This window comes from Thalassolituus marinus, assembly GCF_020320395.1.
Classification (GTDB): Bacteria; Pseudomonadota; Gammaproteobacteria; order Pseudomonadales; family Oceanobacteraceae; genus Venatoribacter; species Venatoribacter marinus.
This window is the reverse complement of record NZ_JAEDAH010000020.1, coordinates 119,039-138,600: the sequence shown is the minus strand read 5'-3', so window position 1 is coordinate 138,600 and position 19,562 is coordinate 119,039. Positions and strand designations below refer to the sequence as shown.

Here is a 19,562-nt window from a genome sequence, read left to right as displayed (position 1 = left end):
GCCATGCAACCTCAAAAAACGCTGTTAGCTGTAGCAATGGGCATCGCCATGTCACAGGTTTCTGTGGCACAGGCTGATATTGTGGAAACACTGAAAGAAGGTGATGTTATCGCGGATTTTCGTCTGCGTTACGAAACCAATGACACCGAGGGTGGTGCCGACGCAGCGACCGCGCTGACTGTGCGCTCCCGCCTGGGTTACGAAACACCATCGATGGGTGGTGTAAAAGTTCTGGCTGAACTGGAAGATGTACGCGCTGTTGTTGACGAGTACGCTCCGGAAGATACCGACTATGACACCGTAGCGGACCCTGCTAACACCGAAATCAACCGGGCTCAGCTGTCTTACGCCAAAGATAACTTCGCTGCTGTGATTGGTCGTCAGCGCATCATTCTGGATAATGCTCGTTTTATCGGCAATGTAGGATGGCGTCAGAATGAACAGACCTACGACGCGGCACTGTTTAACTACAAAAAAGACGCGGTATCGGTGTCTTACGCCTACATTGATCAGGTGAATAACATTGCCTTCAAATCTGTAGATGTCAGCGCTCATGCACTGAACGCAGCCTATACCGGCCTGGCGGCGGGGAAAATCGTCGGCTATGCCTACCTGATCGACTACGACGACATTGACCGCACCACCAATACCTACGGCGCGTATTTTGACGGTAAACAACCGGTCAATGATCTGACCATTAATTACCGTGCCGAAATCGCCACCCAGAGTAACGAAACCAATGGTACCGACTCCGACGCGATGTATTACGCACTGGAAGCCGGCGTCACCGTATCCGGCGTGTCATTTGGTATTGGTAATGAAACGCTGGGCAGCGACAGCGGTAATTATGGTTTCGATACGCCACTGGCCACCAAACACGCCTTTAACGGCTGGGCGGATAAATTCCTCGCCACTACTCCGGCGGTTGGTTTGTCCGACACCTACGCCAAAGTGGGCGGTGCGGTTTCCGGTGTAAAACTGCTGGCGGTTTATCACAGCTATGAAGCGGACGAAGGCAGCGCCGACCTCGGCTCTGAAGTCAACCTGCTGGCTGCCAAAGCGATCGATAAAAACTTCAGTCTGGGTGTGAAATACGCCGCTTACTCCAAGGGTGATGCCGGTGCAGACACCGACAAACTCTGGGTATGGGGCGAAGCGAAATTCTGATCCGTCATAACGGGCAGAAAGGAAGTGGTGGCGTAGCCACCCTTCCCTTTTTTATTGCAGATAATTACAGACAACGCGTGAATATATGAGCAACAACACACTGATCATTATTGGCAATGGTATGGCCAGCAACCGGGTTCTGGAAGAACTGGGCAGCGAACACCCTTTCGACAGCATTCAGGTGCTCAGTGATGAAAGTATTGCTCATTATAACCGCATCATGTTGTCACCATTACTGGCCGGCGAAACGACCCTAGAGGCGATTACCGCCCATGACAGCCAGTGGTACGAAGAGCGCCGCATTCAGGTTCATCTGCAAAAATCCGCCAGCGCAATTGATACCGCAGCAAAGCAGGTTATCTGTGCGGACGGTGAACGCCTGTCTTACCAGGCGCTGATTATTGCCACCGGTTCACGCTCATGGATTCCTGCATTACCCGGTAGTAACGCCCGTAATGTTATTGGTTTCCGCACCATGCGCGACGTCGACACACTGTTTGACAATATACCGGCTATCCGCCACGCAACGGTGATTGGCGCTGGCCTATTGGGTGTAGAAGCCGCCGTTGGATTACGCGCACACGGCATAGACGTTACCCTGGTACACCGTAATCCGGTTTTAATGAACCGTCAGCTGGACGCCACCGCCGCCTCCTTACTACAGATGGAACTGGAACAGCGTGGTATCGATGTCAAAGCCGGTTTTAATCCTGACCAGCTGCAAACCGACAGCAGTGCCCAGACGGTTCAGACGGTCACTATCAGCAACGCACGGCAGAAACTGAAGATCGACACCGGGCTGGTCATTTTTGCCACCGGTATTACCCCGAATAAAGAAATTGCAGAAAGCGCCGGTATCGCCTGCGCTCAGGGCATTCTGGTGGATGAACACATGCGCACGTCTGCCCCACAGGTGTTCGCGCTGGGTGAATGCTGCGAATTTAACGGTAATACCTACGGCCTGGTTGCACCGATCTGGGATCAGGCACGTGTACTGGCCAGCCTCATTCAGCATCCTTCTGACATTCAATCCGGTGTGCGCTTATCGGAGCCTTATCAGGAACGGCAGCACCTGACCAAACTGAAAGTATCCGGAGTCGATATTCACAGCATCGGCCGCTACGAAGCGGAAGAAGACGATGACGTACTGGAGTTACTCGACCGGCAGGCTGGCATTTACCGCAAAATTATTCTGCGTAACGACCGTATTGCCGGCGCACTGTGCGTTGGCGATGTGAACGACAGCCAGTGGTATTACGAGCTGATGGACAGTAGCGAAGCGGTAACCGATATTCGTTCAAACCTGATTTTCGGCAGGATCACTCTGACGGGATGACGCGTAAAGTCTATTTGGCTAGGAAAATATGCTGAGTCATGAATCAGCAGCTATTGATCATGATGCTGGCTTGTGTTTGCATGGCCAGCGCTGAAGATAAAGGGATTACCCTATGTAATCAGCCCAAGGCAAACCAAGCCGGGAAAACGCAGTCAACTTACCTGTAACAACAAGGGATATTGCAGGAATAGAGACTGCATTTAACATCCCCACTCAAAGTGGTGCCAATGGAAATGGCCAATGCAAAAAAATATCACCGTCGCAATGTCTTTTGTCTTTGCTCTCAGTTTTCTTGGAATTCCCTCGGAAAGCCATTCTAACCAACAATTAAATGGAGTTGAAAAAATGACACAGAAGTCACAATCAGAAGTTGCCCCGCTAACTGAATACCCAAGTGCAATTGGTTATTACCTTCGTACAGGAAAGCACCAGTTCTACCATATTGGGGAATACATTCTTCGTGGCGAACTTGGTTTGAATAAATTAGGTCAGGTTACTCACGTTCCTCTGGATAATGATATTGATAGCTTTGAACTCATTATCAATGCAGCCAACGTGGTTGATTTACAGCGTCTTGCTCCGCGTTTTTACGCACAATCGGCTGCCATTGTTAACCCGGATTTTGTAAAAGTACTCGATGTTCAGGCCGAACAGGTTGCAGAAAATATCTTCCGGGTTAAAGCTGGAAACCTTGAGAAGGGAGATATTATAACGATTGTCGATACCAATGCTGTTTATGCAGTGTCACTTGGTGAAATCAGTCAAAATCTCGTAGACACTTTCTCAACGATTGATTGGCCAGCTTCAGAAATCGTTTACAGCCTTGAACAAGCACTGAAATCCTTTCCGGATAATCAGGACCTTAAGAATCTCCTCGCCCAGAAGCGCGTGAATCAGGGCAATGAGAAACTGGCTAAAATAAGCAAAGATATTGACCAGAAAGTGAACAACTTTAACAGTGCAGAAAAGCACGCTTCCAAGCGTGTTCATGCGGGTGATGTTATTCACGAGATTGAATACTACGAGGCCGTTGCTGAAGAAGCTGGAGAGTCTTTACCTGATCATATTGTACAACTGAAGAAAGAGATGAAGACATTTCTGGAAACCCCGGAACGTCAGGTTCTTCCTGAACTGGATAAATCTAAAATCGCTTCAGAAGTTACTTATTTCCAGGTGTCCCGCTTCAATGGAACGAGCGCAGGCTCAGGCAACCTGATTGTCTCCGTTCTGGCTGTTGGTGAACAGGATATGCTCATTCGTTTCCGTGGCATCGCTAATGAGTTTGATGGAAAAGTACTACGCGCGCGCAAAGAGATTACCAACGACTCGACTAAAACCTATATTGCCAAAACAACAGAAGTTACGGGTAATAACTGGAATCTCTTTATGTATGAAAATGATGGCTGGTCCAGTGGCAGTTTTTCTGCATACCCTCCTGCCATTCAAACGAAAGTTGACCTTTACCGCAGCAGTGGTGATGACATCAGTACCATTGATTCACCAGAAGCAATGTTCAGTGACTACATGAAGTCAGTTGACAGCAAAACCTCTTCAGAAGTGAAGAACAAGCCAGAAGTCAGCGCGATGCAGTGGTAAGAATAAAAGGGAGCTTAAGCCCTTTCTATTATGAAGACCTCCGCTAATAAGAAGCCGGATCAGCAATGATCCGGCTTTTCGAATTTGGAGCGGGACAAAAATGTCCGGAACATTTGAGCGCGAGCGCAGCAAATCCGCAGGGTCAGGCGGCCCGATAACCCATTGCCGCGGCCCAATAAAAAAGCCGGACCATTGCTGATCCGGCTTTTCGAATTTGGAGCGGGACAAAAATGTCGGGAACATTTTTGCGTGAGCGCAGCGAATCCGCAGGATCAGTCCCATGGAAGGGACTGACAAACCGTTGAGCGCGCAAAAAGAAAAAGCCCGGCTGTAAGCCGGGCTTTCATAAATATGGAGCGGGAAACGAGATTCGAACTCGCGACCCCAACCTTGGCAAGGTTGTGCTCTACCAACTGAGCTATTCCCGCAAATGCTGCTTAGCGTGCCTTTGTGTAATGCCACCTTAAAGAAGGATGGCATCCCCAAGGGGATTCGAACCCCTGTTACCGCCGTGAAAGGGCGGTGTCCTAGGCCTCTAGACGATGGGGACATCGCTAAACGTGCTGCGCATTTTACAATGCTTTTGTTGATTTGCAAGAACTTTTTTCTTTTAAATCAACAACTTCCTGACTTTGACGCTTGGTGGCGCTTCAAACTTTTAGTTTGGAGCGGGAAACGAGATTCGACCGGGCTGGCGTTCCAGCTCGCGACCCCAGGTCGCTCCGGCAGACATATCGCTATATCCCAATACCCTACTTTTCAATTTGGAGCGGGAAACGAGATTCGAACTCGCGACCCCAACCTTGGCAAGGTTGTGCTCTACCAACTGAGCTATTCCCGCGCAACTGAAAAGTTGGCATCCCCAAGGGGATTCGAACCCCTGTTACCGCCGTGAAAGGGCGGTGTCCTAGGCCTCTAGACGATGGGGACGTCTCTGTCAGCGAGCGCGCATTCTAGGGATGTACCCCGAAATCGTCAACCCCTCTTTTTAAGATTTTTTGTCTACACTAAATAAGTTACCTCCAGCCGGAATGGGCCAGAAAGGAATTCACCGCATGTCTACGACGTTACTGGTTTTGCTTGCCATCTTTACCGCAGGGGCTTCCGTCGGGGCACTCTGGTTTTTACGCTGGCAGGAACAACAACGCCTGGAGCGGGCGCGGCAGGCACTGGTACATACCGATGCCATTGGTGAGATATCAGTCATCGGTGAAGCACTTATGCCCTGGCTGAGTCGCGAAGGACTGAATTTTCTTGTCGCCCAGATACATCATCATCACCACCAGCTTGAGACCCTGAAAGCCCCCATCGAAAAAAGAGCCCACAGGGGGCTGGAGCTGGCAACACAGTGGCAGGATCACACTCCCTCTCCTTCGCCACTGCCCTCCGATCACAAGAAAGCTCAGGAACTAAGGAATCTCCTGCAGCGATTCAATGAGTATCTGAAAGAAGCCTATAAGAACGGAACGACAGCCGCGAACACCGCAAAGCCACTACTGAGCGAGGCACGTATTCTCAATACCCGTTTGGCAACCACTGTCTATGAAAGTCGAGCAAGAGGCTCAATGACACTGTCTAACCCTCAACAGGCTATGCGCTGGTACAAAAAGGCTCAGGCCGCTTATAAGCAGCTCGATCCATTGCCAGACGCCCTGGCCGACGCAGCAAAAGGCGTCGATGATGCTCTGCAGGAGCTGATTAAAGCCAATCAGGAGTCACAATCAGGCACCCGACTGGAAGAAGGCGCAGAAGCCCTGGCCGCGGAAGATGAAGCCTGGAAGAAAAAGCATTTCTGACGAAGCAGGCTGACTTAAGACGCTATTGTCGTATAGAGTGCAATACAGACTTCAGGGATTTGGAGAACCATGTGCAGGTAGTATCAGGCAAACAGAGACTGGCGTTCCGGCTGGCTGTCCAGTCCGCTATTCTGGCACTGAGCCTGGCATTGCTTGTAAGCCTGATTACAGCCCTGCAACTATTGAAGTCACTTCCACAGGAACAGGAAGGAACACGCAAAGAGCTGCTGGCCGCGACTCTGCCTGCCTTTAATCTCGCCACATTTAACTACAATAGTCGCCTCAACCAGCATCTGGCCGATGGATTAAGCCAGTACTCAGGTATTGCCTCAGTTATCGTGCTGAACACGCAGGGGACCATACAGGCCAAAGCCAATTCAACACAGGCATGTACATTAAGCGAAACAGACTTCCTTCTGTTTGGCGAGCCAACCATTGACGTTACCCCTCTGAGCTATGCCGGCACGCATCTGGGAAAGCTCATCATTGAGACAGACCTCTGTCCGGTAACCCGGAAATTCTACCTGACGTTGCGTCAGACACTGGGATTCAGCCTGCTGTTTGCCACCATCGTCAGCGCATTCGTTTATGCCGCGTTCTACCGTCGTATAACACGTCCTTTGCAGGAACTTTCCGCCCGTATCTCAGCCATCAATGCCAGTAATATTGAGTCGGTGGATTTATCAGAAATGAAAGCGGCCAGAGACGACGAGCTGGGCCTGCTTATGCGCTCTGCTGCTGAGCTGTTTACGCTGCTGCAGCAACATATCCGGGACCGCAGACAACAGGAAACGGACCAGAGTGAATATTCGGCAAAGCTGGAGATGCTGGTTCGCAAACGAACAGAAGCGCTGAGCGATTTACATAAAAAACCCACCCGCCTGCCCACCGAAGAACATGACTCCGGAGCCGTTCCTCTGCTGTCGGTACTGGAACCAGAGATGCGTAAGTTTCTTACGCCCCTGCAAAACAGCCTGCCCGCCGATGAGGCACAGCAACTCAGTAATCTGATCAATCTGGCCGCACGCCTCACTGTGGTTGAAATACCAGAATCTCCGGACCTCGTGGATATCCATGAAGCCCTTCAGCATCAGGATTACCGCCCCGAAAATCTGCAACTGCGACTGGAAGCCCCCGGACAACTTATTCTGGCACGCAAGCGCCTCAACCTGCTGATTCAGGGCCTGTTTAACATCGCTGACCAGACAGATGCCGACAGCCTCAGCCTGACCACTCGTTACCGTCATAACCAGCTGGAGATCGACCTCGGCGGAGACCACTTCAGCCTGGCCTGTAGCCAGCTGAATGCCATTATCAACGATGACTTCTCGCTGGCATCCGGTGCTGTCGCAGCCATAGCAAAAGCGATGAAGGGACGAATGGATGTTCTCACCCAGGAAGACGGTAAGGTTATTCTGCGCTGCAGCCTGCCGGCTCGCTGGCTTGAAGACGAATTACTGCCGCTCAAACATCAGCTGCGTCATACAGCACTGTTTCTGGATATTGATAACGACATTCTCAATGAACAGATCAAACGCTGGCTCAGCTCCTGGGATGTTCCGTTTCATCTGGCGGGAGACAAGCAAGGCATCGGCAGCGTGACCCTCACCGACCATCATGACGCGTCCCAGTCCCATGCAGGTATTACACTGCCACTGACGCTGCTGGCAGACGGAGAGCCATACCGCCCTATTCATCTGCTAAACGATCTGCAGCACCTGACGCCCGACAACAAAGCAACGAAACGCGCATTGAACCTGCTACTGGTTGATGACAACACGATCAACCGCATGCTGTGCCAGCGGTTTCTGAAGAATCTGGGCATATCACCGGAAACCGCTGATAACGGTTTGCAGGCGCTGGAGCAATGCCGGCGCAGACATTACGACCTGATACTGATGGATTGCCAGATGCCGGTGATGGATGGCATGGAAGCAACACGCCAGATTCGCAGACACTCAATCAATATGAAAACGCCGATCATTGCGCTGACGGGGCTGACCGGCGAGCAGGAACGTCACAACTGTCTGACCGCCGGGATGAATGACTTTATCAGCAAGCCATTCACCCAGGACCAGATTCAGGCAACGCTGTTGCAGTGGCTGGAATCAGACGGGCAGGATTTCAGCTCTGCTGAAGCACCCTGATCATCGCCAGCATTTCATCACGCATAGCAATACCCCGTTTTGGATCTACACCCGTGCGACAGAGCAGTTCAAAAGGAACCGTTTCAGCCTGCGACCGCAGCGAACGCCCCTGCTCCGACAGATAAATTTCCACCACCCGCTCATCCACAGAAGATCGCCTGCGCTGCAGTAAGCCAGCCTCTTCCATGCGCTTTAATAAAGGTGTCACCGTCCCGGTATCCAGCAGCAACTTTTCCGTTATAAAGCGAACCTGAACCGGCAGTTCTCCCTTCTCATCGGCCTCCCACAGGACAAGCATCACCAGATACTGGGGATAGGTCAGGCCCAGCGCTTTCAGCAATGGCTGATAAGCCTGGGTAATCAATCGCGACAGCGTATAAACCGGAAAACAGAGCTGATTATCCAGATGCAACTGTGGCGCAGTGTCCTTAGTCATTTAACCGACTCACAACAGTTTTTCGATGTCGGCTTTCAGCTTTTCCGGTTTGGTTGTCGGTGCATAACGGCCGACCACTTCACCACGGCGATTAATCAGGAACTTGGTAAAGTTCCACTTGATGCCTTTGGTTCCGAGAATACCCGGGGCCTGTGTTTTCAGATCGTTGTAGAGCGGAGCCGCGCCGGCACCATTCACTTCAATCTTTTCGAACATCGGGAAGGTAACGCCGTAATTTTTCTGGCAGAACGCGCCTATCTCAGAGCTGCCACCCTTCTCCTGCTGACCGAACTGGTTACACGGAAAGCCGAGAATCACTAACCCCTGATTCTGGTAGTTCTTATACAGCTCCTCCAGCCCTTCGTACTGATAGGTAAAACCGCACTCACTGGCGGTGTTCACAATCAGAACAACGCTACCAAGGAACTCAGACAGATCCTGAGGCTGACCATTCAGCAACGGCATGGTGTATTGCAAAACAGACATTGGGCTAACCCTCCATATAAATTGAAAACAACTATATTGTGCACAATATATCCACCAAAAGAGAAACACAACCTCAGTCGTGCTCCCGCTTAAGCTTCAGTGATGCCGAGTTGATGCAATAACGCAAACCCGTCGGTGCCGGGCCATCCGTAAACACATGCCCCAGATGTGCATCACAGCGACTACAGCGAACTTCTGTCCTGACCATAAAGTGGCTGGTGTCGGTATGCTCATCGATGGCATCCCCGGACAAAGGCTGGAAGAAGCTCGGCCAGCCGCAACCAGAATCGTATTTACTGTCGGACAAAAACAACGGCTCGCCACAGCAAACACAATGGTATACACCCGCGTCTTTGCAATCCCAGTACTCGCCGGTAAACGCCCTTTCAGTACCCGCCTCACGGGTCACGTGATAAGTCTGAGGGTCGAGCTGAGCGGCCCACTCCTCTGGTGATTTAACCGTTTTCTTCATATTTTCAGTTCCTCGCGAACCCTGGTTCGAGCCCTTGCCTGGCGGATATTGCAGCCGATTTGCCGGTCAGCCAGAACGAATCTGTGATCGGCCTGTCTATTTAACAAACTCAGACGCTGCGCCACTTTCAGAGCCCGCGTCTGAGGAGTATCATGCCATCTTCCTTTTTGCTTTCAACCTAATCAAAGGCAGTACATCCCCATGCAGGAAATTCTCAAATCCAACAAATTGGCGAATGTGTTTTACGATTTGCGTGGACCTGTACTGCAAGCGGCGAAGCGTCTGGAAGAAGAAGGCCATCGTATTCTGAAACTGAACATCGGTAACCCAAAGCCGTTCGGCCTCGATGCGCCGGAAGAAATCATTCAGGACGTCATTTACAACCTGCCTGATTCCGAAGGTTACTCCGATTCAAAAGGTCTTTTTTCTGCGCGTAAAGCCATCATGCAGTACGCCCAGCAGAAGAACATTAAAAACGTAGCCATCGAAGACATTATCGTTGGTAACGGCGTGTCAGAACTGATTGTTATGGCACTGCAGGCCCTGCTGAATAATGGTGACGAAGTTCTGGTGCCAGCACCTGATTACCCGCTGTGGACCGGTGCTGTGTCTCTGTCCGGCGGTCGCGCCGTGCATTACATCTGTGACGAAGGTGCTGGCTGGATGCCGGATCTGGACGATATGCGCAGCAAGATCACCGAGAAAACCCGCGCACTGGTGCTGATCAACCCGAATAACCCGACGGGTGCCGTTTATCCGGAAGAAATGCTGACGCAGATGCTGGAAATCGCGCGTCAGAACAACCTGATTGTTTTCTCCGATGAGATCTACGACAAAATCCTGTTTGATGGTGCCACACACACCTCAACGGCTTCACTGGCCGACGACCTGCTGATCATTACCTTCAACGGTCTGTCCAAGAACTACCGTCTGGCAGGCTTCCGCTCCGGCTGGATGATCATCAGTGGCGCCAAACACAAAGCACGCGACTACATCATGGGTCTGGAACTGCTGGCCTCCATGCGTATGTGCGCTAACGTGCCAGCCATGTATGCCATCCAGACTGCATTGGGTGGCTATCAGAGCATTAATGACCTGGTTGCTCCGGAAGGCCGCATCTGTCAGCAGCGCGACATCGCCTGGGAGATGCTCAACGAGATTCCGGGCGTATCCTGTACCAAACCGCAAGGGGCGCTGTACTGCTTCCCGAAAGTCGATATTAAGAAATTTAATATCCGCAATGACGAACGCATGGTGCTCGATCTGCTGGAACAACAGCGCATTCTGGTCGTTCACGGTACTGCATTTAACTGGCCATACCCGGACCATTTCCGCGTGGTGTTCCTGCCTCGTCCGGAAGATCTGAACACGGCCATGGAAAAAACTCAGCAGTTCTTCGCGAGTTATCGTCAGGCCTGAGGAAACCACCATGCTGGACGTCCATATCGATGACTTCTACATGGATTGCGCAGCCATTCTGCTGAGTGGGCTGCGCGCCTTTCCGCGCCAGCAACCGCTGTTTATCGAAGATATTTCCGGCCCCGATACCGTTGACGAATTCGGCCTGCACAGCCCCCGCCACATGGCAGCACTGGGCGCTGTGCAATGGTTACAGGAAGAAGGATTTATCCGCTTCAGCAACATCAACCGCCAGGACTCGGTGGATGACTTTGTTCTTACCAGCAAGGCCTTTACCCGGTTGATCCCGCCTGTCGAAAACCACTACCTGCGTGACCATAACGGCGCCTTAACGGACGCAACACCGGTATTTCAGGTACTGGAATTCGCTCGTTTGCAAAACGATTCGCTGTGGGTCGGAGAGCTGATCAGAGAGTGCCTGCTGGCCAGCCAGCAGGCGTAGACAGGCTGTTATTTAATCCGCACATCAAAGCCAGCCGCGGCCAGCACATCCTGCAGATCATGACACTTAGCCGGTACACCGACACGCAGGGTCGGAATATCTCGGCGTAACGGATAGTTTTTCCGCAAAGCATCAAAGGTCGCACGCAAATCATCAGAACGCTTCATCGCCGTGCGCATCACACCGTCATCGACCCGAATTTCATAGGCTGCACGAATCGCGGTACGCAACGCCTGATTGAGCGGCACCTGATCGGAGAAATTCACCCGCTTAACGCCTGGCTCCGGCAGGAACTGCGCCAGTTTGCGGCGAATCGGCAGACCGTAGAATTCACACAAGCCCTGATACACATATTCGGTACCGCGCATTTTGCCATCCAGCGAATAACCGGCAATGTGCGGAGTTGCCAGTAAGCAACGGTGCATAACGTCCAGATCAACTTCTGGCTCGTTTTCCCAGACATCCAGAATCGCTTCAAAATTGCGGTTAGCCCGCATATGGGCCAGCAGCGCCTGATTATCCACCACCGGGCCACGGCCAGAGTTAATCAGACAGGCATCTGTTTTCATCTGCGCCAGACGCTCTGCATCAATCAGATGCCAGGTCGGATGCTCGCCATCTTTGGTCAGAGGGGTATGCAGCGTCACCACATCAGCTGTCAGCGCTTCATCGAGAGAAACCAGCTCTCCCACCTCTTCCGGGTCCCTGAACGGATCAACCGCCAGCACCGTTACACGCATAGATTCCAGCCGGGCACGCAGTAAAGAACCAACATTACCAACGCCGATGATGCCCACCGACAAGTCGGAGAACTGCACACCGCGCTCATCAACCACCACAGACAACGCACTGAGCACGTAATCAACCACTGCCTGGGCATTGCAACCCGGGGCACTGGCAAAGGCGATACCGGCCTCCTGCAGATAGTCAGTGTCGATATGATCGGTGCCGATGGTGGCAGTACCCACAAAACGAACCGTGGTACCTTCCAGCAGCTGACGATTAACCTTCGTTACCGAGCGCACGAGCAGGATATCTGCGCCCTCCAGGTCGGACTTGCTCATAGAGCGCCCCTCAACCCGGGTGATCTCGCCGATTTCACCAAAGAACTCGTTTAACAACGGAATGTTTTCGTCAGCAACTATGTGCACAGGCTTCTGCTCTTAAGAAAAGGATTCGGCATTTTGGCAATTGTCAGCGCTAAAGACAATTGCCACAGATGACCTCAGCCAATGGCGCGAATGCTAACCGGCACACCATTCAGCGCGGTATTACCGGTCAGACGGTCAACAAACTGATCATCGGTCAGCTCGTTACAATTAACGCCGGGCGCTGAACTGGCGATTGTCAGGCGTGAGCCATCGTAATTATGACCCCAGCCATGCGGCAGACTGACCACACCTGGCATCAGCTCTTCAGTCACTTCGGCCTCGACCTGTACACAGCCAACACGGGAGCTGACCTCAACGGTTGCCCCCTGCTCAATCCCCTGACGACTGGCATCCTGCGGATTGAGCATCAGTGTGCAGCGTGACTTCCCTTTAATCAGGCGCTGGCTGTTATGCAGCCAGGAATTATTCGAGCGAATATGACGGCGGCCAATCAACACAAACTCAGGTGCCGGCTCTGACAAACTGCCCGACAATTGCTCAAGCGCGTCGACATACACCTGCGGCGTCAGATCCAGCTGCTTATCACGGGTAAACAGCCGCGCCGGCATACAGGAACTTAACGCCCCCAGATCCATACCTTCCGGCTGCCGCTTCAGCTGTTTCAGCGTCAGTTTGTAAGGGCCGGAGCGCAGCAAACGATCGAGAATCCCTTGCGGCTTCATCCAGCTCATAACTGACAACGTCAGCTTCGTCATCAGGCGCTTTTTCAGCGGCCCGCGCGTCAGACGCCTGGTTAACCCGGCCAGAATCTGCCAGTCTTCCGGCGATTGTTTATCACGCTTCATCAGCGGCGCCGAGTACTTAGCAACGTTACGCACCGCCAGCACATTGAATATCAGATCATAGTGATCCCGCTCTAACGGTCCGCACGGTGGCAGAATCAGGTTGGCATGACGTGTGGTTTCGTTGACGTAGTAATCCAGCGACACCATAAAATCGAGCGATCCCAGCGCTTTATCCAGCTGGCTGGCATTCGGGGTTGAGATAACCGGGTTACCCGCCATGGTAAACAACGCCCGGATCTGTCCTTCGCCCTCGGTGAGAATTTCCTCGGCCAGTGTCGCCACCGGCAGCTCGCCGCCAAATTCCGGTAAACCGCGAACACGACTGTGGTATTTGGCGTAATGTCCGCGCCCACCCTGAGCAGCGGTCACCGCAGGTAAATCCGCCGCCGGGCGGGTAAACATCGCCCCACCCTGACGATCAAAATTACCCGTTACTATGTTCAGCACATTAATCAGCCATTGGCACAGTCCGCCGTGCTCCTGTACTGATAAGCCCATACGGCCATAGCAAACGGCTGAACGGGCCTGCAGCCACTGCTCAGCCAGTGAACGAACCTGTGTGGCAGCAATACCGGTACGTGCCTCGGTTGCTTCCGGCGTCCAGCTTTTAACCCGTTCTTTTAAATCAGCCGCTTTAACATAGGCAGGCAACTCAGGAAGTGTCTGAGTGTATTCATGCAGCATGACATGTAACACCGACAGCAGCAGGAACACATCCTGCCCCGGACGAATAAACCAGTGCTCATCAGCAACATCTGCCGTTTCTGTACGACGCGGGTCGATGACCAGAACTTTGCCGCCACGTCCACGAATGGCCTTAAGGCGATTCTTGATATCCGGCGCCGTCATCAGACTGCCGTTAGAGGCCAGCGGATTGCCGCCCATAACAATCAGAAAATCCGTGCGATCAATATCCGGCACCGGAATCATCAGCTGATGGCCAAACATCATCAGACTGGCCATATGATGCGGAAGCTGATCGACGGAGGTAGCCGAGAACTTGTTCTTTGACCCCAGGGCACGCAGCAGCATCGGCCCAAACAGCAGGTTGCCGTAGTTATGTACGTTGGGATTACCCAGGTAACTGGCGACTGAATCCCGACCATAGCGCTGCTGCACTCCAGCCAGGCCGTCGGCAGCTTCCTTCAGAGCCTGTTTCCAGCTGATGGTCTGCCAACCATCGGCAGTACGCTTCAGCGGCCGGCGCAGTCGATCCGGATCATTCTGCAAATCCTGTAATGCCGTAGCCTTGGGGCAGATATAGCCGCGACTGAATGGGTCGGACTTGTCGCCTTTGACAGACGCAATGTCGCCTGTTTTGTCGTCATAACGAATTTCGATACCGCAGGTAGCCTCACACAGGCTACAGGTACGTTTGTGCGTCTGAATGGTCATGCTGATGTCCTGGCTGCAGATGGCCGACTAAAGTCGGGCTTATTGTTTTTTTCGACTATACCGGTTACTCAATGGCACGGAACAGGCCTTTTGTGCCAAAACTCAGGATCAGCCAGACCTGCAACAAGGGTCATTACACCGCCCTGAAGCCCCGCCACGGCGGGCCGCGGGGCCAGTTGCGACCTGCGGATCTGTTCCTGATAATCCGATCCGCCCCCCCGATAAACTGAAAAAATAGCGCCTATACCAACCATTAATCTTATGAATGATGCACATCAGGGGGACTAATGATCTTGCCGGCATTATTCCGCTATAATACGCGCCACCATAGATGGATAACCGGTTTTAATGGGGCTGATCGTCCTTTTAAGAAACCACCCATCGAACATAACGGTACTCAGCCATAGCGAAATGTCAGAGCAACATACTGTCTTCGTTGATGACCTGAAGTGCCAGCACATTGCTACTAAGGCTTGAGAGGGTCGCTAATGAGTCTGTATTCAGAATACCTGGAAGAAATCGAGGTTCGTAAAAAGGACCTGGGTTTACACCCAAAACCAATCGATAGTGCAGAACTGCTGTCTGAAATCATTGCTCAGATCAAAGATACCGGCAATGCAGAGCGCGAAGCTTCTCTGAACTTCTTCATCTACAACACTCTGCCAGGTACTACTCCAGCGGCTGGTGTTAAAGCTAAGTTCCTGAAAGACATCGTTACTGGTGCAGAAACTGTTGCTGAAATCTCTCCGGAATTCGCTTTAGAGCAACTGTCTCACATGAAAGGCGGCCCATCTGTTGAAGCTCTGCTGGACATCGCTCTGTCTGACGATGCCAACAACGCTGCAGCTGGTGAAGTTCTGAAGTCTCAGGTATTCCTGTACGACGCAGACACCACTCGTCTGGCTGAAGCTTTCAAAGCAGGCAACGCCATTGCTAAAGACATTCTGGAAAGCTACGCAAAAGCAGAATTCTTCACCAAGCTGGACGACATCCCAGAGAAAATTAAAGTAATCACCTACATCGCTGCTGAAGGTGACATCTCTACCGACCTGCTGTCTCCAGGCAACCAGTCTCACTCCCGTGCTGACCGTGAACTGCACGGCCTGTGCATGATTTCTCCTGAAGCTCAGCAAGAAATCAAAAAAATGGGCGAAGAAAACCCAGACGCTAAAGTGATGCTGATCGCAGAGAAAGGCACCATGGGCGTAGGTTCTTCCCGTATGTCCGGTGTAAACAACGTGGCGCTGTGGGCTGGTGAAAAAACCTCTCCATACATCCCGTTCGTTAACAACCGTCCGGTAGTTGCTGGTACCAACGGTATCGCGCCTATCTTCCTGACCACTGTTGGTGTAACCGGCGGTATCGGTCTGGACCTGAAAAACTGGGTACAGAAAAAAGACGAAAACGGCGAAATCGTACGTGACGCAAACGGCGATCCAGTACTGGAAGAGAAATTCTCTGTTAAAACCGGTACCGTTCTGACCATCGACACCAAAGCCAAGAAGCTGCTGGACAGCGAAGGCAATGTACTGGTTGATGTAGCCTCTGCTTTCACTCCACAAAAAGTGGAATTCATGAAAGCCGGCGGTTCTTATGCAGTAACTTTCGGTAAGAAAATCCAGACCTTCGCTGCTGAAACTCTGGGCATCGAAGCACCGGTTGTTTACGCTGCGTCTAAAGAAATCTCTAACGAAGGCCAGGGCCTGACTGCTGTTGAAAAAATCTTCAACCGCAACGCCGTTGGTGTAACTTCCAAGACCCCACTGCACGCTGGTTCTGACGTTCGCGTTAAAGTAAACATCGTAGGTTCTCAGGACACTACTGGTCCTATGACCTGTCAGGAACTGGAGTCTATGGCGGCTTCTACCATCTCCCCAAGCGTTGATGGTGCGTTCCAGTCTGGCTGTCACACAGCTTCTGTATGGGACAACAAAGCTAAGGCCAACACGCCTAAGCTGATGGCGTTCATGAATGCATTCGGTGTTATCACTGCACGTGACCCGAAAGGCATCTACCACTCCATGACCGACGTAATCCACAAGGTACTGAACGACATTACTGTTGACGATCGCGCGATCATCATCGGTGGTGACTCTCACACCCGTATGTCTAAAGGTGTCGCGTTCGGTGCGGACTCCGGTACTGTTGCTATCGCACTGGCCACTGGTGAAGCAGCAATGCCAATCCCAGAGTCTGTGAAGGTAACTTTCAAAGGCAACATGAAGCCACACATGGACTTCCGTGACATCGTACACGCCACTCAGGCGCAGATGCTGAAGCAGTTCAACGGCGAAAACGTGTTCCAGGGTCGTGTAATCGAAGTACAGATCGGTACTCTGCTGGCTGACCAGGCCTTCACCTTCACCGACTGGACTGCAGAAATGAAAGCGAAAGCTTCTATCTGTATCTCTACCGATGAAACCCTGATCAAGTCTCTGGAACTGGCTAAGTCCCGTATCCAGATCATGATCAACAAAGGCATGGACAACGAAGCTGGCATGCTGCAGAAGCTGATCGGCCTGGCTGACAAGCGTATTGCTGAAGTTAAGTCTGGCGAAGCACCTGCTCTGGCTCCGGATGACAACGCTAAGTACTACGCCGAAGTTGTTGTTGACCTGGACGCAATCGACGAACCAATGATTGCTGACCCAGACGTAAACAACGAAGACGTATCCAAGCGTTACACCCACGACGTAATCCGTCCGGCTTCTTACTACGATGGCCGTAAAGTTGACCTGGGCTTCGTTGGTTCTTGTATGGTTCACAAAGGTGACATGCAGATCATCGCTGCTATGCTGCGCAACCTGGAGAAGAACGGTCCTATCACCTTCAAAGCACCACTGGTTGTAGCGCCACCAACGTACAACATCGTTGACGAGCTGAAAGCTGAAGGCGACTGGGACATTCTGGCGAAATACGCTGGCTTCATTTTCGATGATGCACATCCGAAAGAAGCAGCACGTACCAAGTACGAAAACCAACTGTACCTGGAGCGTCCTGGATGTAACCTGTGTATGGGTAACCAGGAAAAAGCCGAACCGGGTGACACCGTACTGGCAACTTCTACCCGTCTGTTCCAGGGCCGTGTTGTAGAAGACAGCGCTGAGAAGAAAGGTGAGTCTCTGCTGGGTTCTACCCCAATGGTTGTTCTGTCTACTATTCTGGGTCGTTTCCCGACTCTGGAAGAGTACAAAGCAGCAGTTGACGGTATCAACCTGACTTCTTTCGCTCCGCCGTCTGAAGATCTGGCTCGTCCAGCCATCCCTCTGAAAGCTATCTAAGCTTTTGAGGGAATCAGCCCACTGCCCTGACCTTCTGGCTCAGGCAGCGGGCTTAGCTCAGAATGAAAGATTGGGTTTTGTTTCCCACACCGTGGGCAAGCACAAAAGATCAATGACGAAAGCGGATTCAGGCAACAGCCTGTGCAGCTCACTGAACTGATCGGCTTCTACTGAAAACAAAACGCGATCAAATAAAAAAACCGGCACTCGAAAGAGGAGCCGGTTTTTTTGTGTCTGGAAAAGATCGACTATCCTCCCGCCTAAATCACTCATTCTTCAGTGATCTTTAAATTTGAGTGAGTAACTTAAAACGGGCAACTGTCAAATTGGGGCAGGATTACTACACATTACTTTTTCAAACTTTAGACCTTTAAAACCATTTTTTTCGTAAAGGTTTTTGAATTCGCCAGTGCTGTAACTGTGCACAAGACGATCTGTGCTACTTTTGAATATAACGGCACCGTCCAGTACTTCTTCATTAAAGAGAATATTGTCTAAACCAAGGTGAACGCCAGAGTCAATCACATCTATCGCGTTATCTTTAATCACACCCTCTTCAGGAATGACGAGTAAGGTATTAAATAGATAGTATGTCGAACCATTAACATTGGTGGGCAGGAATTCACCAGACCGTTCGAGCAATGATTTAAAAACCTTGTAAGCATATTCGCTGAACACTAGATTGCCAGTAGACCAAGTACATACATCCGGAGGCATTACTGAAGGGTCACCTTCGTAATTATGACTTGCGAAAAATTCGGCATCAGGGGCTACCCAACTCCCAGCTCGCGGCTTAGCCCTAAAACGAGGAGAGTAGTCAGGCATTTTTGTCCATAGCTCTTCGTTTTCAATATGAAAAGATAAGGTGCTCTTGTAATCGTGAAGTAACTTATAACTCATAATGTTTGATTCTTTTTCAGCCAGTCGTAATATTCAGCCCCATCTATTTCCTGTTGAAGCTTTATTTCTGGTTTGATATTGCCGTGCAGAAGCTGAGTTCTGACTGTATTCAGAAAAGCCCTTACTTGTAGTGGATCGTCCATTATGGCTAACGAGTTCTGAATCCAGTCATAGTATCGCTGGCGATGAATTCTATTATGGCCGATGGCATCAGGATAGATAGTTGGACGGGCATCGGCTTTAGTTTTTGGCATCCAGCTGCCGTTGTCAGGGTCATCAATTCGTATTTTGATATCCACATCAGCTAAATAACTTCTAGAGACACTGGCTTCTCGGTGATCCCCCGAAACAATGTGATGCGCCTCCCAATTAGCTCCTGGACGCTCGACGCCAGCCCAACGAAGATGCTTGCCAAGTACTGCTGAAGAATGCTTTTCTCTAAGCAGATCTATTGAGCTCATCTGAGTGCCGGAGGCGATGTAAGCTTGCACCTTCGCTTGAGTTTTGAATCTTGCGGCCTTTGCGAACTTACTTTCTACTCGTTCGAACACTTCGTGGTCTTTGTCAGAATGGCTTTCTGATATGGCCTTATGCAGAACCGTTCCTTCCTTAGCATTCAACATCTTCTGATCCTCCGTGACGTCTTCTTTGATGGTTGTATAGACTGAATAAACAGCCGTAAATGTGCCCAAGAATCGATTGTATCATCAGTCTACGGGATACTTCTCGGAC

At 51.3% G+C, this 19,562-nt stretch carries 16 protein-coding genes and 4 tRNA genes; 8 read left to right on the top strand and 12 right to left on the bottom strand.

Going from position 1 to position 19,562, the window contains the following annotated elements; all coding sequences use genetic code 11:
• Nucleotides 1-3: 3 nt before the first annotated feature.
• The 3 genes from I9W95_RS04970 (at nt 4) to I9W95_RS04960 (ending at nt 4,099) form a co-directional block, all read left to right on the top strand.
• Nucleotides 4-1,167: an alginate export family protein gene (locus tag I9W95_RS04970; RefSeq protein ID WP_225672464.1), complete on the top strand. Its 1,164-nt coding sequence runs from the start codon at nt 4-6 to the stop codon at nt 1,165-1,167.
• 85 nt (nt 1,168-1,252) lie between these two features.
• Entirely contained in the window at nt 1,253-2,503 is a 1,251-nt protein-coding gene (locus tag I9W95_RS04965; protein WP_225672462.1) for an NAD(P)/FAD-dependent oxidoreductase, read from the top strand.
• 240 nt (nt 2,504-2,743) lie between these two features.
• The gene (locus I9W95_RS04960) at nt 2,744-4,099 is read left to right on the top strand and encodes a hypothetical protein (RefSeq protein ID WP_225672460.1); all 1,356 of its coding nucleotides are present in this window, start codon (nt 2,744-2,746) and stop codon (nt 4,097-4,099) included.
• Between the two features lie 352 nt (nt 4,100-4,451).
• On the opposite strand, the gene I9W95_RS04955 is transcribed toward I9W95_RS04960, so the two are convergent.
• The 4 genes from I9W95_RS04955 to I9W95_RS04940 form a co-directional block, all read right to left on the bottom strand.
• A tRNA-Gly gene (locus tag I9W95_RS04955) sits at nt 4,452-4,527 on the bottom strand.
• A gap of 46 nt (nt 4,528-4,573) precedes the next feature.
• A tRNA-Glu gene (locus I9W95_RS04950) sits at nt 4,574-4,649 on the bottom strand.
• 215 nt (nt 4,650-4,864) lie between these two features.
• A tRNA-Gly gene (locus I9W95_RS04945) sits at nt 4,865-4,940 on the bottom strand.
• Between the two features lie 13 nt (nt 4,941-4,953).
• Nucleotides 4,954-5,029 (bottom strand) — tRNA-Glu (locus I9W95_RS04940).
• Nucleotides 5,030-5,154: 125 nt separating this feature from the next.
• On the opposite strand from I9W95_RS04940, the gene I9W95_RS04935 reads away from it, so the two are divergent.
• The gene (locus I9W95_RS04935; protein WP_225672459.1) at nt 5,155-5,895 is read left to right on the top strand and encodes a hypothetical protein; all 741 of its coding nucleotides are present in this window, start codon (nt 5,155-5,157) and stop codon (nt 5,893-5,895) included.
• A 71-nt stretch (nt 5,896-5,966) separates the two neighbouring features.
• Nucleotides 5,967-8,042 (top strand): response regulator, encoded by a 2,076-nt coding sequence (locus tag I9W95_RS18480; RefSeq protein WP_225672457.1) that lies wholly within the window; start codon nt 5,967-5,969, stop codon nt 8,040-8,042.
• Here I9W95_RS18480 and I9W95_RS04925 read toward each other — a convergent pair.
• From I9W95_RS04925 to msrB, 3 genes are all read right to left on the bottom strand, one after another.
• A complete protein-coding gene (locus I9W95_RS04925) occupies nt 8,020-8,478 on the bottom strand; it encodes a MarR family winged helix-turn-helix transcriptional regulator (RefSeq protein ID WP_225672455.1) in 459 nt (152 codons plus the stop codon). The two genes, I9W95_RS18480 and I9W95_RS04925, sit on opposite strands and share 23 nt — an antisense overlap.
• Before the next feature lie 9 nt (nt 8,479-8,487).
• Nucleotides 8,488-8,964, bottom strand: coding sequence for a glutathione peroxidase (locus I9W95_RS04920; RefSeq protein ID WP_225672453.1), 477 nt, complete (start codon nt 8,962-8,964; stop codon nt 8,488-8,490).
• A 73-nt stretch (nt 8,965-9,037) separates the two neighbouring features.
• The gene (msrB, locus tag I9W95_RS04915) at nt 9,038-9,436 is read right to left on the bottom strand and encodes a peptide-methionine (R)-S-oxide reductase MsrB (protein ID WP_225672451.1); all 399 of its coding nucleotides are present in this window, start codon (nt 9,434-9,436) and stop codon (nt 9,038-9,040) included.
• A gap of 201 nt (nt 9,437-9,637) precedes the next feature.
• Here msrB and I9W95_RS04910 point away from each other — a divergent pair, with 201 nt between their 5' ends.
• Both I9W95_RS04910 and I9W95_RS04905 read left to right on the top strand, forming a co-directional pair.
• Entirely contained in the window at nt 9,638-10,855 is a 1,218-nt protein-coding gene (locus I9W95_RS04910) for a pyridoxal phosphate-dependent aminotransferase (RefSeq protein ID WP_225672449.1), read from the top strand.
• 10 nt (nt 10,856-10,865) lie between these two features.
• A complete protein-coding gene (locus tag I9W95_RS04905) occupies nt 10,866-11,297 on the top strand; it encodes a hypothetical protein (protein ID WP_225672447.1) in 432 nt (143 codons plus the stop codon).
• 8 nt (nt 11,298-11,305) lie between these two features.
• Here I9W95_RS04905 and pdxB read toward each other — a convergent pair whose 3' ends face one another.
• Together pdxB and I9W95_RS04895 are read right to left on the bottom strand one after the other, a co-directional pair.
• The gene (gene pdxB / locus I9W95_RS04900; RefSeq protein WP_225672445.1) at nt 11,306-12,448 is read right to left on the bottom strand and encodes a 4-phosphoerythronate dehydrogenase PdxB; all 1,143 of its coding nucleotides are present in this window, start codon (nt 12,446-12,448) and stop codon (nt 11,306-11,308) included.
• Between the two features lie 74 nt (nt 12,449-12,522).
• Nucleotides 12,523-14,649, bottom strand: coding sequence for a molybdopterin oxidoreductase family protein (locus I9W95_RS04895; protein ID WP_225672443.1), 2,127 nt, complete (start codon nt 14,647-14,649; stop codon nt 12,523-12,525).
• A gap of 488 nt (nt 14,650-15,137) precedes the next feature.
• Here I9W95_RS04895 and I9W95_RS04890 point away from each other — a divergent pair, with 488 nt between their 5' ends.
• Nucleotides 15,138-17,930, top strand: a complete 2,793-nt coding sequence (locus tag I9W95_RS04890) for a bifunctional aconitate hydratase 2/2-methylisocitrate dehydratase (protein WP_225672441.1) — start codon at nt 15,138-15,140, stop codon at nt 17,928-17,930.
• A 57-nt stretch (nt 17,931-17,987) separates the two neighbouring features.
• On the opposite strand, the gene I9W95_RS04885 is transcribed toward I9W95_RS04890, so the two are convergent.
• From I9W95_RS04885 to I9W95_RS04875, 3 genes are read right to left on the bottom strand one after another with little or no spacing between them, the layout of a single operon-like run.
• Nucleotides 17,988-18,203 (bottom strand): hypothetical protein, encoded by a 216-nt coding sequence (locus I9W95_RS04885; protein WP_225672439.1) that lies wholly within the window; start codon nt 18,201-18,203, stop codon nt 17,988-17,990.
• A gap of 48 nt (nt 18,204-18,251) precedes the next feature.
• Nucleotides 18,252-18,830, bottom strand: a complete 579-nt coding sequence (locus I9W95_RS04880) for a hypothetical protein (RefSeq protein ID WP_225672437.1) — start codon at nt 18,828-18,830, stop codon at nt 18,252-18,254.
• A complete protein-coding gene (locus I9W95_RS04875) occupies nt 18,827-19,453 on the bottom strand; it encodes an AHH domain-containing protein (protein ID WP_225672435.1) in 627 nt (208 codons plus the stop codon). Before I9W95_RS04875 ends, I9W95_RS04880 begins: the two co-directional genes overlap by 4 nt.
• Nucleotides 19,454-19,562 lie beyond the last annotated feature (109 nt).